The following is an 18083-nucleotide window of genomic DNA, read 5'->3' on the forward strand; positions in this document are numbered from 1 at the left end:
GTGCTGCATCACGCCGGGCAGGTCACAGAAACGTACGTCGACGAACTTCACGTCCTCGTTCTTCAGGTACCGCAGGGCTTCCCTGGGGTCGGCGAACACAGGTCCTCCCGGAAGACACACGTCGACCGTGGGCCACGCTGACTGGACCGACGGGAGCCGGCCGACGAACCCACGCCTCCGACCGTACGACGGCGTACTCGGTCGCGGCCGTCGATTCGCCTATCTCCGCACGACACGACCGTGAGCGATCACCGGCTGGACGAACCGCCCGCACCGGCCGGACAGCCGCCGCCGGTGGCGCCCGCCCGACCTCAGTTCGTCCCCGGGGCGCTGCTCAGGCACGAGAAATGCGGACCGGTACTCGTAAGGATGACGCCGGCGACCGGGGCTCGGGGAGGGGCGGGCCGGTCGTGATACTCGAACCGGGCGGTGCAGGGACATCCCGGAGAGCATGTGCTGAGCTCACTCATCGCTGGGCGGACCAGGAGGAACGGCATGGTGCCCGTGCATCACCGCACCGCGCACCTCAAGATCAAGAAGTACGCCTTCTACATGCACGATTACGGCGCGCCGGTCGGCCTGCGGCTGGCGCTGCGCGATCCGGACAGGATCAGCGGGATCATCACCCAGAGCGGAAACGCCTACCTGGACGGCTTCGGAGAGAAGTTCTGGGCACCGCTGTTCGCCTACGCCAAGGACCCGGGACCGGAGACGGAGCCCTGTGAAGATCAGGACAGCCCGCTCTGTGCGGTGGCGCCCGCAGCCGCGTAGATCAGCGCGGCCGGCAGGACTCCCGCGGCGCTCGCCAACGTGACGCGCCACCACCCGAGCGTGGTGGTGCCGGCGAGCAGGGCGACGGTCTCGGCCAGCACCGGTACCGGGCGGGTGACCAGCACGGCGAGCAGACCGTACCGGGTGAGCAGCCGTTCGGCGCGGGCGCGCTGCGCCGGCGTGGTGGTGCGGACGAGCAGACCGCGGCTGCGTCTGCCGAGGCCGAAGGCGATGAGAGTGGACCCGAGTCCGCCGAGCAGCGACAGCAGCGTCCCGGGAAGCACACCGAACAGCGTTCCGTTGGCGGCGCGTCGCCGTGCACCGCCACGTGCCGCGGCCCGCCCAGATCCTCCTCGGCGACCACGCCGAGGTGGCCGTCCGGGTCCAGTCGCAGGATCCGGGCCGGGACGTAGGGGCGAGTGGGCCAGGTGCTGCCGCCCTCCAGGACGTAGAGGGTGCCGTCCTCGGCGAAACCCATCCCGCACGGCATCGACAGGCCGACGAGCACCACCTCCACGCGGTAGCCGTCGGGCACTACGACGTCGTCCGGGTCGACCCGCGGGCGCGCCGGTGTCGGCAGCGTGGACAGCGCCTCCGGCTCCGCCACGGTTGCCGACAGCGGCGTCAACGAGGTCATGCGACATCCTTCGGAATTCGGCCCAGCCCGGTTCCCGGGCGCGCGATCCGCAGCCCTTCCAGGGCGGGTTTCATGATCAGGACAGAGTGGTGCATCTGTGCCATTCTGCTCGGCGCGCACCCAATGTGCAGGAAGTTCCCCAGCTTCGGACCGCTGTTGCCGGTCGCGGGCCCCTGAGCGGTCCCTGACCCGCCTGGGCGGGGCAGGCCGGGTCCACTCAGTCCACTTCGATTTGTAGCTAACCTTCTTGACTGCTCATTCATATGTAGCTAAGTTTCAGCCACCCGGACTGAGAGGTCGTCGTCTATGAAGACCCGATCCGTCACCGCGACCGTCCTGATGGCCACCCTGGTGACCACCCTCGCGCCGCTCCCCGTCCACGCCTCGGCCGAGCCCGCGCTTCCGCCCACCGCCGAGCAGGGCTGGGTCACCTCGACGCTGCGGCACATGAGCCTGGCGCAGAAGGTCGGGCAGCTCTTCTCCACCTACGTCTACGGCAGTGACGCCACCGAGCCTACGGTCGCCGACCGCGCCGCGAACCGCGCCGCGTTCGGTGTGGAGACTCCGGCCGAGGTCATCGACCGGTTCCACCTCGGCGGCGTCTGCTACTTCTCCTGGTCGCACAACCTGGACAGTCCCCGTCAGATCGCCGGCCTCTCCAACGGCCTCCAGCGGGCCGCCCTCGGCGACGGCAGCAAGGGGCGCGTCCCCCTGCTCATCTCCACCGACCAGGAACAGGGCACGGTGCTGCGGATGCCCGCTCCCGCGGCGCAGTTCCCCGGCGCGATGGCGCTCGGCGCTGGGCGCTCACCCGAGGACGCACGTACGTCGGCGGACATCACCGGGCGGGAGCTGCGCGCGGTGGGCATTCACCAGCCGTACGCGCCGATCGCCGACGTCAACGTCAACGCCGGCAACCCGGTCATCGGGGTACGGTCGTTCGGCGCCGACCCCACCCTGGTGGCCGACCTGACCGCGGCGCAGGTCGCCGGGTTCCAGGACGGCGCCGGCGTGACCGCGGTGGCCAAGCATTTCCCCGGCCACGGCGACACGGCCACCGACAGCCACACCGGCCTGCCGGTGATCAACCACAGCCGGGCGGAGTGGGACGGGATCGACGCGCCGCCGTTCCGACAGGCGATCAGCGCGGGTGTCGAATCGATCATGACCGCGCACATCGTGGTGCCCGCGCTCGACCCGTCCGGCGACCCGGCGACGTTGTCGCCGACGATCCTCACCGGCGTGCTGCGCGGTGAACTCGGCTTCCGGGGAGTCATCGTCACGGACGCGCTGAACATGGCCGGCGTGCGGCAGAAGTACGGCGACGAGCGGGTGCCGGTACTGGCGATCAAGGCCGGCGCCGACCAGTTGCTGATGCCGCCGAACCTCGCGCTGGCCCGGGACGCGGTGCTGCGGGCCGTCGCCACCGGCGAGCTGACCGAGCAGCGGATCGACGAGTCGGTGCGGCGCATCCTCGGCATGAAGTACCGGCAGGGGCTGGCCCGGTCGCCGCTGGTCGACGTCGAGGAGGCGGTACGGACGGTCGGGGCGCCCGGGCACCTCGCCGCCGTCGCCCAGGTCACCGATCCGACGCTCACCGCGGTGCGCAACGACGCCGGGCTGCTGCCGCTGGTCGGCACCGACCGGTCGGTGCTGGTCACCGGCTGGAACAGCGCGGCCTTCGCTCCGATCGCGACGGTCGCCGACGGGTTCACCGCCCGCGGCGCCCGGACCACCGCCCGGCCGGCCACGCTGCCGTCCGACGCGGTGATCGCCGCGACGGCCACCCAGGCGGCCGCGCACGACCTCACCGTCGTGCTGGTCAACAAGGCGTGGGACACCACCATCAGCGATCCGCGGGCCACCCAGCAGCGCCTCGTCGCAGCGCTGCTCGCCACCGGAAAACCCGTGGTGGTGGTGGCGGTGCGGGACCCCTACGACATCGCCCACCTGCCGGGCGTGACCACCTATCTGGCGACCTACTCGTACACCCGGGCGGCGATGGACGCACTCGTCCGCGCGCTGCACGGCGAGCTGTCCCCCCGCGGGCGGCTGCCCGTCACGATCCCCACGGCCGAGGGCGCGGGCACCGTGCTCTACCCCTACGGCCACGGCCTGACCTGGTAGGAGGCAACCCATGCAGCGTAGGAATTTCCTCGCCGGCGCGGTCGGCGCGGGGGCGCTCGGCGCCGGCGCGGGGGCGCTCGGTGTCGGCGCGGCCCTGGCGCCCGCGGCGGGCAGTCCCGGTGTCCGCCGGGTCCGCACCGGCCTGGACCAACTGGTGGCCTCCGACTTCGCCGTGCTCGCCGGTCAGCGGGTCGGCGTCGTCTCGAACCCGACCGGCGTCGACGGGGCCTACCGTCACCTCGTCGACCTGATGCACGGCTCGGGCCAGGTCCGGCTGACCGCGGCGTTCGGCCCCGAGCACGGCTTCCGTGGCTCGGCCCAGGCCGGAGGCAGCGAGGGCACCGGCGTCGACGCCCGCACCGGCATCCCCGTCTACGACGCGTACGGCGCCTCGCTGGCCCGGTGGGAGAGCATGTTCACCGAGGCGGGTGTCGACACGGTCGTCTTCGACATCCAGGACGTCGGCGTTCGCTTCTACACCTACATCTGGACCATGTACACCTCGATGGTCGCCGCGGCCCGGGTCGGCAAACGCTACGTCGTGCTGGACCGCCCGAACCCGATCGGCGGGCGGGCCCACGGGCCGATGATGACCGCGCCGTACACCTCGGGGGTCGGCCTCAAGGAGATCGTCCAGCAGCACGGGATGACCGTCGGGGAGCTGGCCCGGTTCTTCAACGGCACGTTCCTGCCCGTCGAAGCCGGGCGACCGGTGGACCTGCACGTGGTGCGGTGCGAGCACTGGAAGCGGGACCACCTCGCCGCCGACACCGACGTGCCCTGGGTGATGCCCAGTCCGAACATGCCCACCCCGGACACCGCGCTGGTCTACCCGGGTACCGGCCTCTTCGAGGGCGTCGCGTCGATCACCGAAGGCCGCGGCACCTGCCGTCCGTTCGAGCTGATCGGCGGGCTGGCGACCGACTTCGACCACCACTGGAGTGACCGCCTCAACGCCCGCGACCTGCCCGGAGTCGAGTTCCGCGAGGCGTACTTCGCACCGACCTCGGCCGGGCAGAAGCCGGCGCTGTTGAACAAGCTCTGCGCCGGCGTCGAGGTCAAGGTCGTCGACCGCGCGGTGTACGACCCGATCCGTACCGCGGTGGCGATGCTGGTGGAGGCGCACAAGTACCCCGCGTTCGCCTGGCGGCGCGACTCCTGGGACGCCGTCCGCCCGTACTGGATCGACAAGCTCACCGGGTCGCCCCGCCTGCGTACCCAGATCGACGCCGGGGCCGACGTGGACGACGTCGTCGGCGCCTGGGCCGACGAGCTGGCCGCGTTCGACCGCCAGCGCCAGCCCTACCTGCTCTACTGAGGAGTGTGGCCATGACCACGTCGTCCCGCTCGCTGCACCGCCCGCCCGCGCTCCGCCGGCTCGCGCTCGGCCTGGCCGTGGCCATCCTCGGTACGACCGCGCCGGCCACCGGGGCGGCCGGCGCATCGCTGGGCGACGAATCCGGGCCGCCGGCCGTCACCCCCGCCGACATCCACTTCCGGCACGACACGCTGCGGCCCGGCAGCGCCGCCGAGGTTGGTCTGCTCCCCGCGCAGGTGGATCGCCTTCCCGCCGACCTGGCGGCCTATCTCCAGCCGACGCCGGACCACCCCGGCTACCCGGCGTACGCGGGCGCGGTGGTCCTGGCGGCCAAGGACGGCGTGGTCGTGCAGCACGCCGCCGTGGGCACGGCGGTGCGGTACGCCGCCGTCGGACCGCCGCCGGGGCTGGTCGGGGTGGAGCTTCCCGCCGACCAGCAGATCCCGATGCGGGCCGACACCGTCTTCGACCTGGCCTCGGTGTCGAAGCTGTTCACCACGATCGTCACCATGCAGCAGGTCGAGCGGGGGCGGGTGGACCTGGACGCCCCGGTCGCCCGCTACGTCCCGGAGTTCGCGGCCGGCGGCAAGGAAGCGGTCACGGTACGGATGCTGCTGACCCACACCTCGGGTCTGCCCGCCTTCACGCCACTGTGGAGCAGGTACCCGACGCCGGCCGAGCGGTTCGCCGCCGCGCTGGCCACGCCGCTGGCGGCCGGAGCGACGCCCGGCACCCGCTACGTCTACTCCGACCTCGGCCTGATCGCGCTGGGCGTGCTGGTGGAACGGGTGACCGGGCGGCCGTTGGCCGACCTGGTCCGCGACGGCGTCACCGCGCCGCTGGGCATGACCGACACCGGCTACAACCCGGGGCCGGAGCTGCGGTCGCGGATCGCCGCCACCGAGTACCAGCCGTACGCCGGGCGCGGCATGGTCTGGGGCGAGGTGCACGACGAGAACGCCTGGTCGCTCGGGGGAGTGGCCGGGCACGCCGGGGTCTTCTCCACCGCGGCCGACCTGTCGCTGCTCTGCCAGGCACTGCTCAACGGGGGCGAGTACCGCGGGCGACGGATCCTCCGGGCGGACACGGTGCGCGCGATGCTGGTCAACTACAACGCGCCGCTGGAGGCGGCCTACCCGGAGAGCGATCGCGGGCTCGGCTTCGAGCTCAACAAGCACTGGTACATGATGGGTCTCTCCTCCCCGGTGGCGTTCGGGCACACCGGCTTCACCGGCACGTCCCTCGTCATCGACCCGCTCTCCCACTCGTTCCTCATCATGCTCAGCAACCGGGTGCACCCCGACCGCGGCTGGGGCAGCAACAACGTCGCCCGGCGCGCGGTCGCGCGCGACCTCGCCGAGGCGATGCCGGTGCGGCCCCGGTCGCGGGAGGCCTGGCGCGCCGACCCACGCGACCTCGCGACCGTCACCCTCACCGCCCCGCTGCGCCGGGCCGCGCACGGCGGCGCCGCGAACTTCCTGCTCTGGTACGACACCGAGCCCCGCTACGACAGCATGCGGTTCGAGGTGTCCACCGACGGAGGGCAGACGTGGGCTCCGGCGCGGATGCTGCTGCGGCACGGGGACCGACGCTGGACCAGCGACGGCACGGTCACCGGCTACGGCGGCCGGGCCTGGTGGGAGGCCTCGGTGGCCTTGCCCGACCAGGCGACCCACCTGCGGTGGAGCAGCAGCACCGACGGCTCCGGCCAGGGTCGTGGCGTGTACGTCGACCGGGTCGTCGCGGGGGACCGGGACGGGGTGCTCTTCGACGGCGAGGGCGTCGACGCCTCCCTCCTCGTCGCCGACGGGTGGTCACCCGCCCGCACCTGACTGGCTACTCAGCACCTGCGGTTTCCTCGATTCCACCGGGCGCCTGAGGCCTGGCCATCCGTAGACTGCCGCGCCATGGGAGAGATCGTGACGCTGGGCGAAGTCCGCTGCCCGTCCGGCCAGCTCGTCATCATCGACGGGGGAATCCTCGGCATGTGGTCCGGGAGTCGCCCACCGACCGAGCTGGACCCGCGCGGTCTTGGCGTCGAGGATCCGCACCTGCTGGCCGAGATTGCCGACGCGGCGGACTATACGGTTGTCGGTCCGGACGCCGAGCAGGCCGGAGCGTCGTTCGCGCTCCGACCGGGGCGGTATCACTACGACATTCCCGCCTCCCGCAGTGGCGACTGGGTGGAGCGCTTCGGCGGCCACTGCCGGGAACAAGGGTGGATGGCGGTGCTGGAGCGGTCCGAGGTGCAGGTGCCGCACCGTGAGCGCGCCCGCCGCTGCGCCGTCGAACGTCAGCCGGGATTCAGGGTTTTCGGCCTACCGGCGGTGGCGGTCGACGGTCTCCCCGACGGGGTGATCACGGTGGAGGCGGAACGCTCGGACGAACCATGGAACGGTTGGCGCCAGATGACGGTCCGGGTGCGCCGGGCGCCCGCGGCGTCGACGGTGGAGGTCGGCGTTGTCGGTGTCGACGCGGCCAGGCTGGCCTTCGGCGACGTGGAAGCCCTCGACCTGTGGCGTCATGAGGAGCCCTTGGATGGACTCGCCGACGTGGCGTTCTGGGGCCTCGACGCGCCTGCGGCCGCCCAGGAGTTCAGCGCGATGCCGCTGAGCACGCCGGGTGACGACGGCAGTTATGGCTGGACCGACCTACCCGTCCGATCCGCCCTCCGGCGGGCGACGACGGTAGAGGCCTGGAAGGACGCGGAGCCGAGCCGGCGGCTCGGATGCGACTTCCGGCCACACTCCCACCATTGGCAGGTCATGCGTCAGGTGAGGGCCAGGGCCACGGAGAGCGGGACGGTGCGCCTCGGCGAAGCCCAGATCCTGTTCGCGATGACCGGTCGTGGCGACGGAGTGTTCCCGGTCCGCGTCGACCGCGATGCCGCCGGTGAACTGCTCGCGATCCGGATCATCCTGGCCGACGGCTGAACCTCTCCCCGGTGAGGCGCGTGGTCCCGATGGGAAGCGGTCGCTGTCCTGGGGCACTTACCATCGAGGTGAACGAATTCCATGATCAGGCCGAACCGCCGGTGGTCGACCTCGTCCACTCCGATCACCACGAGCCAGCGTCCCTCGCCTCGACGCCGTCAAGGAGGCCAAGGTGCCACTCTCCAACGTCGACACCGTCCGCGCGGCGTTCGAGGCCTACCTCGCGCAGGACCGCGACGCCGCGAACCAGTTGTTCGCGGAGGACCTGGTGTTCACGAGCCCGCAGGACGACCACATCGACCGGACCGCGTACTTCGAACGGTGCTTCCCCACAGCGGGCCGTCTCCAGTCCCAGGAGGTCCTGGACGTCGTGGACGGCGACGGAGACGGGGTCTTCATCCTGTACGAGTACGAGCTGAAGACCGGCGACCGGCACCGCAACACCGAATACATCACGGTGCGCGACGGACGGATCGTCGAGATCCAGGTCTTCTTCGGCGGGCGGGTGCGACAGACCTGACCACGCGCCCTGCTCAGCGCAGCCGGCGGATGTCGCCGTACGCCCGGTAGAACCCGCCGCGGCCGGACTCGCGGACCTCGGTCACCAGGTAGCGGGCGCCCGGCACGCGGATGCCCTTGGGGAACTGCACCGACCAGTCACGCCGGTAGCCGTCGGAAACCACCTGGACCCGCAGCCGCCCCCGATCGTCCAGGCACTGCACGACGACGCCCGCGCCGGCTTCGCTGGTCACCTCGACCACCGTCGGCTCCACGGTCCGCGGTGCCTGGCGGGGCGCCTTGACGTCCAGCACCTGCGGCACCTCGCCGACCTGGGCCGCCCGGATCGCCGGCTCGCTGGCGTCGATGCAGGCCAGATGGCCGCCGGTGGTGACCACATAGAGCCGATCGTCGTGGTACTGCATGGAGTACGCCGAGCCGCAGCCGGTGCCGAGCTTCCACAGCCGGGTGCCCGCCGCGTCGAAGCAGTAGATCGAGGACTGGCTGTCGCCGGCGAAGACGTACCGGCCGCCCTCCGCGGTCGCGCAGGAGAAGACCGGGGCGTCGCACCGGTAGCGGCGTTCGACCCGGCCGTCCTTGGCCAGCCGCACCACCTCGCGGGTGCTCGTCCCGGCGAACACGCTGCCCCGCTCCTGCCACCCGAAGAGCACCGAGCCGGTGCCGGTGTGCCAGAGTTCGCGGCCGGTACGCCAGTCGTAGCCGGTCACCCCCTGGGAATGGCCGTGGTAGAGCGCGTCGGTGTCGCAGCGCACCATCCAGGCGGAGCGGCCCCGCCCGGGCCGGCGCCAGAGGAACTCGTCCTCGTGGTCGATGGCGGCGATCCCGCCGTCGGCGTCCGAGACGCCCAGGACGCCGTCGTGGATGTCCAGCCAGTAGATGTCGATCTCGGGGGCGATCGCGTACGCCACCCGGGGCACCTTGCCGGAGAGGTCGTAGACGTTGCCGTCGTCGCAGCCGGCGTAGATCCAGGCGTCGTCGGCGACGATGCACTTCACCCCGTCGGGGAGTCGGACCTGGCTGCGCACCTGGGCGTCGTGGCCGAGGGTGGTGATCACGCCGTGCTCGTTGCCCACCATGCAGTGCTGCCCGTCGACGAAGATGCCGAAGGCGGGGGCACCCGAGTCGTAGCGCCACAGCACCGGGGCGGTGCGGGCGGTGGAGCGGGTGCTGACGATCTGCCGCCGGGAGACGCTGCGCTTCTTCCTGACGCCGGGGACCGCCGGGGCGTACCCCTTGCGGACCTTCTCCCCGATCTTCTTCGCCGCGGCCGCCCGGGCCCGCGCGTTGTCCGGATAGGCACTCGCCTTGACCTGCCCCTGGTCGCCGATCCGGCCGTAGCGCACGGTCAGCGTGGCGTCCTCGACGACGACCTCGTAGAACTTGTGCGCACCGTCCACTTCGGACAGTTCGAGGTAGGTCGTCTCCTGCGACATGGGGGCCTCCGAGAGGGTCAGCGACCGGCCCGACGTGGCCGGCGCGGCGACAGTGACCACACGCTAACCACCGCCCCCGACAAGATCGGCGGGGTTGACGGCCCGTCGGCGGCGGCCCGTCAACCCCGACCCGCGCCCACCAGGGCTCGGGTCACTCACCGCTCCGGTGCACGACTAGCGCGAGGTTCCGCGAAGCACGTCGACGACGAAGCGGTGGTCGTCCAGTTGCGGAAGTCCGGAGACGCCGAACCAGCCCACCACGCCGGTGCCGCGAACGTGCAGTGGCACCGCGCCCCCGGCGGCCGCGTACTTCGCGGCCGGCAGTCCGAATCTCTCCGCCAGGGTGACCTGCCTGTCCTGGCAGAGCCGTGCCATGTACAGCGACGAGTGCTCGAACCGCATCACCACTCGTCCCTTGCGACGCAGCCACCCGTCGTTGTCCAGCGTCGATCCGGGCAGGCCGCAGTGGAACAACTGGCGCCCGGTCCGCCACACACCCACCGAGATCGGCAGGTTCCGCTCCCGCGCGGCGGCGACCGCCCGCATCCCCAACTCGTACGCGTCCGACTCCGACAGAGCCGGCAGTTCCAACTCGCCCTCCTCGCGCAGCAGCTCCTCCAGCGTCGGCCACGCGTCATGGTCAAGTGGCATACGTACCTCTTCTTGGTCGAGTGGCGGACTGCGCCGGGTCCGGTGTCCGTGCTGGTTGATTGTCGCAAACCGGATGGGTGCCTCCTCCGCGATGGGCCGGACGCCGGCGACACGCACGTACATGATCGATGTCGGTGCCGAGGCGTAACCTCGGCCCGGTGAGGATCCGACCCGGGAGGCACCCCGATGGCTGACGCCGATGATGTCCGCCGGATAGCCCTGGCCCTGCCGCACGTGGTGGAGATCGACAGCGAGGGCTTCGACTTCCGGGTCGCCGACAAGGGATTCGTCTGGTCCTATCCCGAGCGGCGGCCGGGTAGGCCACGGGTGATCCGGACCGACATCGCGGTGCTGTTCGTCGGCGACGAGGCCGAGAAGCAGGCGCTCCTCCTCGGCGAGCCCGACCGCTTCTTCACCACGCCCGGCTACGAGGGGTGGCCGCTGGTGATGCTGCGCCTGGCCGAGGTCGATGTCGAGCGCCTACGGGAGTTGGTGACCGACGCGTGGCGGATGCGGGCCCCGGACGCGCTCGTCAGCGACCGTTGACGGCCGCCTGACCGGCCCGCTGCCGCGTCCACCGGGCTCTGCGTGCCGGGGCGACGCGGGCGGGTGTCCAGCGCGGCGCGGTCGCGGCCCAGGCGGGACGTCGGTCGTCGATCGTGAGGGTGGCCAACAGCGCTGGGTGGTCGGTCGCCCCGCGCATGCCGATCGACCTGCCGCAACAGATCGTGACGTCGGTTGTCGCCATGATCTGTTGCACCGCGCCGTCGTCGATGCGCAGGTAGCCTGGTGGCACGCAGGACCGCACGTCGGGGGAGCCGCCGTGCCGGAGGTTGAGGTCGCCGCTCAGCACGGTCGGCGCGTATCCGGTGCTCCTGCGGATCGTCGGTACCACCGTGTCGAGCAGGTGGGCGCACTGGGCGAGCGCGACGGTGGCACTGGTGGCCGCCAGGTGGGTGGTGCAGGCGTGCAGCACGCCGGCGACGTGGACGCAGAGCCAGGGCCGTTCCTCGGGGTCCGTGACATCCTGCGTCGGGTGGATCCCGCTGTGCACCGCGTGTCGCGGGTACGGCGCGGCAAGATGGGTCAGCAGCCCGATGCCGTACGGCTGCCCGTTGCGGCACCGGGTGGCGGCACCGGTAGGGCGGTCACCGGCGGCCTTGAAGGCGGAGACGACTGTGCCGCCGGGGTGCACGGCCGCGAACGCGGGCTCCAGCGCGGCCACGTCGTCCTGACAGATCTCGTTGAGGGTGACCAGGTCGGGCAGCTCGGCGCCGATCACCTCCGCGGCCTCGGGCACCGACCGGCCCGTGTAGCAGCCGGCCCGGCCGCTGTTGCAGAGGTTCAGCTGGAGCACCCGCAGGGCGGTGGATCCGGTGGCGTCGGCCACCGACGATCCGGCCGGCAACCCGGCCACGGCGATCAGGCACGCCACGACCAGGACCGGGCGGAGAGTCCGGTACGAAGGATCGGCCCCGCGCCGACGAAGGAATCCGGCCAGGCCCAGACCGCGCGGACGACGGCCGGTGACGTCGGCGGCGGGCTGCTCGGACATGCGGGCTCCGGGTGGGGGAGGACGTGTCTTCGCCGGGTGCCAGCGATCTTACTGCTGCCGATCGGTCGCCGGACCCGGTGGTGCAGGCCGGAGTTCTCCGGTCGACGGGAACGCGGAGTTGGTCCACGGCAGGCCCGGCGGGCTCGCCGCCGGTAGCCCGACCGGGTGAACGGCGCTCGCGCGGGGACCCCCGGCGACCGGTGCACCGGCATGCTGCCTTCGACGATGCGGTGCCCGCACAACACCGGGGCGGAGAGGATTCCAGATGGCAGACGGCGACGTGCCGGAGCAGATGCAGGCCGCGGCCTTCGACGAGTTCGGCGGGCCGGAGGTGATCACCCCGCGTATCCTGCCGGTGCCGCAGATCGCCGACGACGAAGTTCTGATCAAGGTGTGGAGCGCCGGCGTCGGGGTGTGGGACGCCATGACACGGGAGGGCACGCTGGTGCCCGAGGGATCCACCTTCCCGATCGTGCCCGGCGCCGAGGCCGCCGGCAGCGTCGCCGCCGTCGGACGGCAGGTCACCAACGTCGCCGTGGGCGACGTGATCTACGTGTACGGCTACACCCGGCCGAAGGGCGGCTTCTACGCCGAGTACGCGGCGACCAGGGCCGAGTACGTCGCGAAGCTGCCGGCGGGCCTGCCGGTGGAGCACGCGGGGGCCATGCCCACCGACGCGCTGACCGCCCTGACGGGCCTGGACGTGCTGGGCCTGTCCGCCGGCGCGTGGTTGCTGATCTTCGGGGCGAGCGGGGGACAGGGCCACCTGGCCGTGCAGTTGGCCAAGCGGCAGGGGCTCAATGTGGTCGCCGTGGCGTCCGGGGCGGAGGGCGTGGCGCTGGTGAGCCGGCTCGGCGCCGATCTGGCCGTCGACGGTCACGGTGACCTCGCCGAGGTGCTCGGGCGGATCCGGGAGGTGGCCCCGGACGGCGTGGACGGCCTGCTGGCGATGGTCGGTGGACAGACGCTGGACACGCTCACCGAGGCGTTGCGCGAGGGCGGTGTGCTCGCGTACCCCCACGGGGTGCACCCGGAACCGGGCGAGCGGCCCGGCGTGACGGTGCGGGCGTACGACGGCGAGACCGGGCCCCGGCAGTTGCAGCGTCTCAACGAGCTCATCGAGGCCGGACCGTTCGAGGTGCACGTCGCCGAGAAGTTCCCGCTGGGGCAGGCGGCGGAGGCGCACCGTCGCCTGCAGACCTCCTTCCCGGGCAGGCTGCTGCTCACGGTGGTCTGACCGCCGGCCGCGGCACCGACCGCGTAGCCGATCGCGGGTGTGGGGGCGCGGCCGGCGGGTACGGGTTCGCCATGATGAAGCGCGCGGTGTGGCAGGGGCTGGTCGCCGGGCTGGCGGGGGCGGCGGTGATGACCGCGGCGGAGAAGCTGGAGCAGCGGGTGACCGGGCGGCCCGACTCCCACGTGCCGGCCCGCGTACTGGCGCGGCTGACCGGGCTGCCGGAGGCACCGACGTGTCCGCCGCGGTGGCAGAACCTCGCGATGCACTACGGCCAGGGCGTGCTCGTCGGCGTGGTGCGCAGCATCATGGCACAGGTCGGTCTGCGGGGTGTGTGGGCCTCGGGGACGTTCACCGTGGTGCGGTTGATCAACGATCAGATTCTGGAGAACGCCACCGGCGTGGGAGCGCCGCCGCTGACCTGGCCACGCGGCGAACTCGCCGTCGACGTCCTGCACAAGTCGATCTACGGATTCGCCACCGGGGCGGTCGCGGACTTCCTCGCCGCCCGCGACGGCGCCGGCCCCGGCCAGCGGCACGCGGCGCTGCGCCCCGGCCGCCGCTCCGACGTCGGCCCGCTGCCTCGAGGCGACGCATACGGCGTACGGGCACGGCGGGGATAGCACTTCGCCGGGCCGGTGATCCGGTGTGGCCGGCAGGTCCAGGACGGCGTGGAGGCTGCTTCCCGGAAATCATCGAGCCTGCGCAGACCGGGGAACTCAGCTCGACTGATGTCGAGGTCGAGGTCATTTCCACCGTGCGGTGAGTGGGGGTTGGCTTCGGGGAACTGCCCGAGGTTGAGCGGGGGGTTCCCACGCAACGATTGCCACTGTTTCACCAACAGAATGAGAACGTTTCCCTTCATCACCGGACTCGCCGAGTCGGCTCGTCCGTCGGTGATTTCGGCGGCGGCTGCGCCTTGACCACGTCTTTGCCCGCATGGCGGACGGTAGCGGCGATCACGTCGGGCGCGCGGCCGCTGTCGCGATCGAACGGGTGGGACGTCGGGACTCGCCGAGTGGCGCTCGATCCTCGCCGCCTGCGGTGCGGCGGCGGGAGGCAGCGGCCAGCCCCACCGGGGGCGAATATGTGGGCGAGAAGAATTCGCTGCGACAATCGTGAAATAGTGCGGAGCGGCGCCGAAGTGAAGCAGGACACATCCGTCGGCGCTGTTCCGTCGGCGGCGTCGACGCTGAACAGCGAAAGGGCGGCCTCGCGCCGGTCGCCGCGCCCCCGACGCCGACCGGAGTTCCTTGACGGCGTATCCGTGATGCGATCTCATCGGGGCCGGCGCCGACCAATCATCAAACGGCCGGCGCCGTCCGGCGTCCCGTCATCGTGGTCGTGCCATCGACCCTTGGTTTGCGACCACGGTGGACGCCGCCCATTTCGCCCGCCCGATCGGTGGGCCCTTTAGAAAGGGAGTGCACAATGACGTCACTCGTTGTCAGGATGCTCGGTGCGGTCGCCGTGACCGGTATCGCTCTCGCGGCCGGCGCGTCACCCGCCACGGCATCCGCCGACAGCGACTTCGCACTGGAGAGCGCCGGGGTCAGCGCCTACGGCAGCTACGCCACGACGATGAGCATCCCGGAGCGGCCGGTACCGCCGATGGCGGTCAACGGGACGCTCGCGGTCAACGCCCCCGGGCGGTGCGGCGTGGTCCAGATCGCCACCAACGGGCCGGCTGACGAGCTCGTCTGGCGGACCTTCGCCGCGTTGTGCGCTCCTGGTAAGACGACCGCCCAGACCCGTGCCGAGTTGCTGTGGGGCGGGTTCAAGCCACGGCTCCGGCTGTGCGTCGGCACCACGGTGACCCGGGCGGAGCGTGGCCGGGTCTGCGACACGTACACCCCGCCGGTCGACTGACCCGGACCGCGCAGCACGGCCCGGGCCGCGCGACCAGCGTGGCCCGGGCCCGTGCGCGCTGCCGGGTGGTGAGGTCGCCCAGCGGTGTGACCTGTCGACGGGGAACCGGTCGCCGCTGCCGTGGCTCGGTCGCCTCACCACCCGCGGCCTTCCGCCAGGGCTCACCCCGCCTTCGGCGTCGCTCGGGCCAGGGCGACGACCCGCCCACGCTCCGACTCCGCGAAGCGGTCGAGCATGGCCCGCACCTCGTCGGCGCTCACGTTGGCGCCGAACAACTCGCTGCCCGGTTCCAGTCGCACGCCCTCGGCGAGCGGGCCGGCGACGACCGGATCGAAACCGAGCCGGTCGACCAGGGAGGCGACGACGTCGAGATCCCCGGGGTCGTCGCCGGCGATGGCGATGGCCTTGCGGTCGGGCGTGCCGCTGGGCCGCGCCCCGTCCTCGAGATCGTGGTACCCCATGTGGTTGAACGCCTTGACGACGCGGGAGTCGGACAGGAACGACTGGACGGTCTCGCTCGACGAGGTGCGCGGGTCGGTGAGGTCGTCGCGGATGCCGTCGATCTCCCACCAGTAGTTCATCGCGTCGACGACGAGCTTGCCGCGCAGCGCCTCGGCGGGGATGCTCTGGTACTTGCCCAGCGGGAGGGCGAGGATGACGATGTCGGCACCGGCCACGGCGTCGACCGCGGTGGTGGCCACCGCACCGGGCGTGAGCACCTCGATGGTGAGGGCGATCTTCTCCGGGTCACCGGAGCCGGCGATCAGCACCCGGTAACCGGCGGCGAGGGCGAGTCGAGCGAGTACGGTGCCCACCTTGCCGGCACCGAGGATACCGAGGGTCCGGGGCTCGCTCCGGGCGCTGTCGTTCATGTCGTCCTTCCGCTCTCCGATCGGGCGTCTGTGATCAACTGGCCAGGATGTCCCGGACCATGGGGATCACCTTGGTGCCGTACAGCTCCACCGCGCGCATCCGGGCGCTCACCGGCTGCGCTCCGGCGGTGTAGATGAGGTCGAACCGGCCGACGCCGAGACTGCGGATGGCGCGGGCCACCCGGCGGGCGACGGTCGCCGGGGAGCCGATGTAGAGGGAACCGTGCTCCACCTCGGCGTCGAACTCCGCGCGGCGGATCGGCGGCCAGCCGCGCAGCGCGCCGATCCGGTCCCGCATCACCCGGTAGTACGGCCAGTACAGCTCCTTCGCCTCCTCGTCGGTGTCGGCGATGAAGCCGGGGGAGTGCATCCCGACCGGGTGTGCCGTCGTGCCCAGCTGCTCGGCGGCGCGGCGGTAGAGGTCGATGTAGGGCGCGAAGCGCTCGGGAGCGCCGCCGATGATGGCGAGCATGAGCGGCAGGCCGTACCGGGCGGTACGCACGACCGACTGCGGCGAGCCGCCGACGCCCACCCAGGTGGTGAGGCGTCCCGACTCGGTCTTCGGGAAGACGTCGGCGCGCTCGAGCGGCGCCCGCTTGGTGCCGCTCCAGGTGACCGGCTGCTCGTCCAGCAGCTTCACGAACAGCTCGATCTTCTCCTCGAAGAGCACGTCGTAGTCGCGCAGGTCGTAGCCGAACAGCGGGAAGGACTCGGTGAACGACCCGCGTCCGAGGATGACCTCGGCCCGGCCGTGCGACAGGGCGTCCACCGTGGCGAAGCGCTGGAACACCCGGACCGGGTCGTCCGAACTCAGCACGGTCACCCCGGAGGCGAGCCGGATCCGCGAGGTACGCGTGGCGATCCCGGCCAGCACGGTCTCCGGCGTGGACACCGAGTACTCCGGGCGGTGGTGCTCGCCGAGGGCGATGACGTCGACCCCCAGTTCGTCCGCCAGCACCGCCTCGTCGACGACCTGGCGGATCGCCGCGGCGTAGGAGATGAGCTTGCCGGAGTCGTCCTCCGGCACGTCGCCGAAGGTGTCGAGGCCGAACTCGAGATCAGACATGGGTGGGCTCCTTCGCCAGCAGCTCCCGGACCCGCGGCGCGACCTCACTGCCCAGCAGTTCGATGGTGCGCGCGCGTGCCTCGCGGGGCAGGTGCATGATGTCGTACTTGAGGTCGAAGCGGCTCAGCCGCAGGTCACGGGCCATGGTGGCGATCTTCTGCGCGACGGTCTCGGGTGACCCGACGAAGAGCGCGCCGTGGTCGAGCTCGGCCTCGTAGCGCTTGCGGTCCGGCTTGTAGAAGCCGCGCTCCGCGGCGGTCCGCGCCACCACCGGCTGCCAGTACGGCCACCAGGTCTCGACGGCCTCCTCGTCGGTGTCCGCGACGAGGCCGAGGGAGTGCTGCCCGATCGGCTGCACCGGATGCCCGAACTGTTCGAGCGCCCGGAGGTACAGGTCGACGTTGCCGGCGAACCGCTGCGGGCGCCCGCCGATGATGGCGTGCATGAGCGGAAGGCCGTAGCGAGCGGCGCGGATCACCGAGTTCGGGCTCCCGCCGACGCCGATCCACGTCGGGATGCCACCCGCCGGCATCCGCGGATGCAGGCGCTGCGCGACCAGTGGACTGCGTACGGTGCCCGACCAGGTGACCGCTTCTTCCCGCTGAAGCCGGACGAAGAGGTCGAGCTTCTCCTCGAACAAGCGCTCGTAGTCGGCCAGGTCGTAGCCGAACAGCGGAAACGACTCGGTCGCCGACGCCCGCCCGAGAACCAGTTGGGCCCGGCCGTTCGACACCGCGTCCAGGGTCGCGAACTCGTGGTAGAGCCGGACCGGGTCGTTGGTGCTGAGCACCGTCACCGAGGTCCCGAGGCGGATCCGCTCGGTCGCCGTCGCGATCGCCGCGAGCAGCACCGGCGTCGCCGAGTCGTTGTGGCCCTCCCGGTAGTGCTCGCCCACGCTGAACACGTCGAGGCCGACCGACTCCGCGAGCCGTGCCTCGTCGACGAGCAGCCGCACCGTCTCGGCGTCGCTGAGGACCCGGCCGCCGTCGGTGGCGACCTCCCCGAACGAGTTGAGCCCCAGTTCAAAGCCTTCCGCTGTCATCGTCTCCTCCTCACGCTCGCTCCCCGGCGGCGATCTCGCCGCAGGAAGCCCTCGAC

Annotated in this window: 17 protein-coding genes; 10 read left to right on the top strand and 7 right to left on the bottom strand. The window is 71.7% G+C overall.

From position 1 onward, the window contains the following. Positions 1 to 495: 495 nt before the first annotated feature. Entirely contained in the window at positions 496 to 771 is a 276-nt protein-coding gene (locus tag V6U89_RS09670) for an alpha/beta fold hydrolase (protein ID WP_334570428.1), read from the top strand. Here V6U89_RS09670 and V6U89_RS09675 read toward each other — a convergent pair. Then, positions 729 to 1055 (bottom strand): VTT domain-containing protein, encoded by a 327-nt coding sequence (locus V6U89_RS09675; protein ID WP_334570430.1) that lies wholly within the window; start codon positions 1053 to 1055, stop codon positions 729 to 731. The two genes, V6U89_RS09670 and V6U89_RS09675, sit on opposite strands and share 43 nt — an antisense overlap. A gap of 659 nt (positions 1056 to 1714) precedes the next feature. Here V6U89_RS09675 and V6U89_RS09680 point away from each other — a divergent pair. From V6U89_RS09680 to V6U89_RS09700, 5 genes are all read left to right on the top strand, one after another. Beyond that, positions 1715 to 3535 (top strand): glycoside hydrolase family 3 protein, encoded by a 1821-nt coding sequence (locus tag V6U89_RS09680; RefSeq protein ID WP_334570431.1) that lies wholly within the window; start codon positions 1715 to 1717, stop codon positions 3533 to 3535. Positions 3536 to 3545: 10 nt separating this feature from the next. Further along, entirely contained in the window at positions 3546 to 4853 is a 1308-nt protein-coding gene (locus V6U89_RS09685) for an exo-beta-N-acetylmuramidase NamZ family protein (RefSeq protein WP_334570433.1), read from the top strand. 11 nt (positions 4854 to 4864) lie between these two features. Further along, on the top strand, positions 4865 to 6685 hold the full coding sequence (locus tag V6U89_RS09690) for a serine hydrolase (protein ID WP_334570434.1): 1821 nt from the start codon (positions 4865 to 4867) through the stop codon (positions 6683 to 6685). A gap of 75 nt (positions 6686 to 6760) precedes the next feature. Further along, positions 6761 to 7786, top strand: coding sequence for a hypothetical protein (locus tag V6U89_RS09695; RefSeq protein ID WP_334570435.1), 1026 nt, complete (start codon positions 6761 to 6763; stop codon positions 7784 to 7786). A gap of 172 nt (positions 7787 to 7958) precedes the next feature. Then, positions 7959 to 8306, top strand: coding sequence for a nuclear transport factor 2 family protein (locus tag V6U89_RS09700; protein WP_334570436.1), 348 nt, complete (start codon positions 7959 to 7961; stop codon positions 8304 to 8306). Between the two features lie 13 nt (positions 8307 to 8319). Here V6U89_RS09700 and V6U89_RS09705 read toward each other — a convergent pair whose 3' ends face one another. Continuing rightward, positions 8320 to 9738 (bottom strand): outer membrane protein assembly factor BamB family protein, encoded by a 1419-nt coding sequence (locus V6U89_RS09705; RefSeq protein ID WP_334570437.1) that lies wholly within the window; start codon positions 9736 to 9738, stop codon positions 8320 to 8322. Positions 9739 to 9912: 174 nt separating this feature from the next. Continuing rightward, positions 9913 to 10389, bottom strand: coding sequence for a heme-degrading domain-containing protein (locus tag V6U89_RS09710; RefSeq protein ID WP_334570438.1), 477 nt, complete (start codon positions 10387 to 10389; stop codon positions 9913 to 9915). A gap of 186 nt (positions 10390 to 10575) precedes the next feature. Here V6U89_RS09710 and V6U89_RS09715 point away from each other — a divergent pair, with 186 nt between their 5' ends. Further along, on the top strand, positions 10576 to 10935 hold the full coding sequence (locus V6U89_RS09715) for an MmcQ/YjbR family DNA-binding protein (RefSeq protein ID WP_334570439.1): 360 nt from the start codon (positions 10576 to 10578) through the stop codon (positions 10933 to 10935). Here the strand turns inward: V6U89_RS09715 and V6U89_RS09720 are convergent. Beyond that, entirely contained in the window at positions 10922 to 11944 is a 1023-nt protein-coding gene (locus V6U89_RS09720) for an endonuclease/exonuclease/phosphatase family protein (protein ID WP_334570440.1), read from the bottom strand. The two genes, V6U89_RS09715 and V6U89_RS09720, sit on opposite strands and share 14 nt — an antisense overlap. Before the next feature lie 265 nt (positions 11945 to 12209). Between V6U89_RS09720 and V6U89_RS09725 the strand changes: the two genes are divergently transcribed. The 3 genes from V6U89_RS09725 to V6U89_RS09735 all read left to right on the top strand — a co-directional run bounded on the left by V6U89_RS09725 (position 12210) and on the right by V6U89_RS09735 (position 15047). Next, a complete protein-coding gene (locus V6U89_RS09725) occupies positions 12210 to 13181 on the top strand; it encodes an NADP-dependent oxidoreductase (protein ID WP_334570441.1) in 972 nt (323 codons plus the stop codon). 71 nt (positions 13182 to 13252) lie between these two features. Further along, complete coding sequence (locus tag V6U89_RS09730) at positions 13253 to 13801, top strand: hypothetical protein (protein ID WP_334570442.1); 549 nt, start codon at positions 13253 to 13255, stop codon at positions 13799 to 13801. Between the two features lie 808 nt (positions 13802 to 14609). Next, complete coding sequence (locus V6U89_RS09735; RefSeq protein WP_334570443.1) at positions 14610 to 15047, top strand: hypothetical protein; 438 nt, start codon at positions 14610 to 14612, stop codon at positions 15045 to 15047. Positions 15048 to 15208: 161 nt separating this feature from the next. Here V6U89_RS09735 and V6U89_RS09740 read toward each other — a convergent pair whose 3' ends face one another. From V6U89_RS09740 to V6U89_RS09750, 3 genes are read right to left on the bottom strand one after another with little or no spacing between them, the layout of a single operon-like run. Further along, a complete protein-coding gene (locus V6U89_RS09740; RefSeq protein WP_334570445.1) occupies positions 15209 to 15919 on the bottom strand; it encodes an NADPH-dependent F420 reductase in 711 nt (236 codons plus the stop codon). A gap of 34 nt (positions 15920 to 15953) precedes the next feature. Continuing rightward, positions 15954 to 16985 (bottom strand): LLM class flavin-dependent oxidoreductase, encoded by a 1032-nt coding sequence (locus tag V6U89_RS09745; protein ID WP_334570447.1) that lies wholly within the window; start codon positions 16983 to 16985, stop codon positions 15954 to 15956. Next, complete coding sequence (locus tag V6U89_RS09750) at positions 16978 to 18027, bottom strand: LLM class flavin-dependent oxidoreductase (protein WP_334570448.1); 1050 nt, start codon at positions 18025 to 18027, stop codon at positions 16978 to 16980. Before V6U89_RS09750 ends, V6U89_RS09745 begins: the two co-directional genes overlap by 8 nt. Positions 18028 to 18083: the final 56 nt, after the last annotated feature.

The sequence above is a fragment of the Micromonospora sp. CPCC 206171 genome (genome assembly GCF_036906755.1).
GTDB classification, from domain to species: domain Bacteria; phylum Actinomycetota; class Actinomycetes; order Mycobacteriales; family Micromonosporaceae; genus Micromonospora; species Micromonospora purpureochromogenes.

What these genes read in the sequence shown, in the direction of transcription:
- V6U89_RS09670 (WP_334570428.1), top strand. Translation starts at nt 496, where the DNA reads ATGGTGCCCGTGCATCACCGCACCGCGCACCTCAAGATCAAGAAGTAC.
- V6U89_RS09680 (WP_334570431.1), top strand. Translation starts at nt 1,715, where the DNA reads ATGAAGACCCGATCCGTCACCGCGACCGTCCTGATGGCCACCCTGGTG.
- V6U89_RS09685 (WP_334570433.1), top strand. Translation starts at nt 3,546, where the DNA reads ATGCAGCGTAGGAATTTCCTCGCCGGCGCGGTCGGCGCGGGGGCGCTC.
- V6U89_RS09690 (WP_334570434.1), top strand. Translation starts at nt 4,865, where the DNA reads ATGACCACGTCGTCCCGCTCGCTGCACCGCCCGCCCGCGCTCCGCCGG.
- V6U89_RS09695 (WP_334570435.1), top strand. Translation starts at nt 6,761, where the DNA reads ATGGGAGAGATCGTGACGCTGGGCGAAGTCCGCTGCCCGTCCGGCCAG.
- V6U89_RS09705 (WP_334570437.1), bottom strand. Translation starts at nt 9,738, where the DNA reads ATGTCGCAGGAGACGACCTACCTCGAACTGTCCGAAGTGGACGGTGCG.
- V6U89_RS09710 (WP_334570438.1), bottom strand. Translation starts at nt 10,389, where the DNA reads ATGCCACTTGACCATGACGCGTGGCCGACGCTGGAGGAGCTGCTGCGC.
- V6U89_RS09715 (WP_334570439.1), top strand. Translation starts at nt 10,576, where the DNA reads ATGGCTGACGCCGATGATGTCCGCCGGATAGCCCTGGCCCTGCCGCAC.
- V6U89_RS09720 (WP_334570440.1), bottom strand. Translation starts at nt 11,944, where the DNA reads ATGTCCGAGCAGCCCGCCGCCGACGTCACCGGCCGTCGTCCGCGCGGT.
- V6U89_RS09725 (WP_334570441.1), top strand. Translation starts at nt 12,210, where the DNA reads ATGGCAGACGGCGACGTGCCGGAGCAGATGCAGGCCGCGGCCTTCGAC.
- V6U89_RS09730 (WP_334570442.1), top strand. Translation starts at nt 13,253, where the DNA reads ATGATGAAGCGCGCGGTGTGGCAGGGGCTGGTCGCCGGGCTGGCGGGG.
- V6U89_RS09735 (WP_334570443.1), top strand. Translation starts at nt 14,610, where the DNA reads ATGACGTCACTCGTTGTCAGGATGCTCGGTGCGGTCGCCGTGACCGGT.
- V6U89_RS09740 (WP_334570445.1), bottom strand. Translation starts at nt 15,919, where the DNA reads ATGAACGACAGCGCCCGGAGCGAGCCCCGGACCCTCGGTATCCTCGGT.
- V6U89_RS09745 (WP_334570447.1), bottom strand. Translation starts at nt 16,985, where the DNA reads ATGTCTGATCTCGAGTTCGGCCTCGACACCTTCGGCGACGTGCCGGAG.
- V6U89_RS09750 (WP_334570448.1), bottom strand. Translation starts at nt 18,027, where the DNA reads ATGACAGCGGAAGGCTTTGAACTGGGGCTCAACTCGTTCGGGGAGGTC.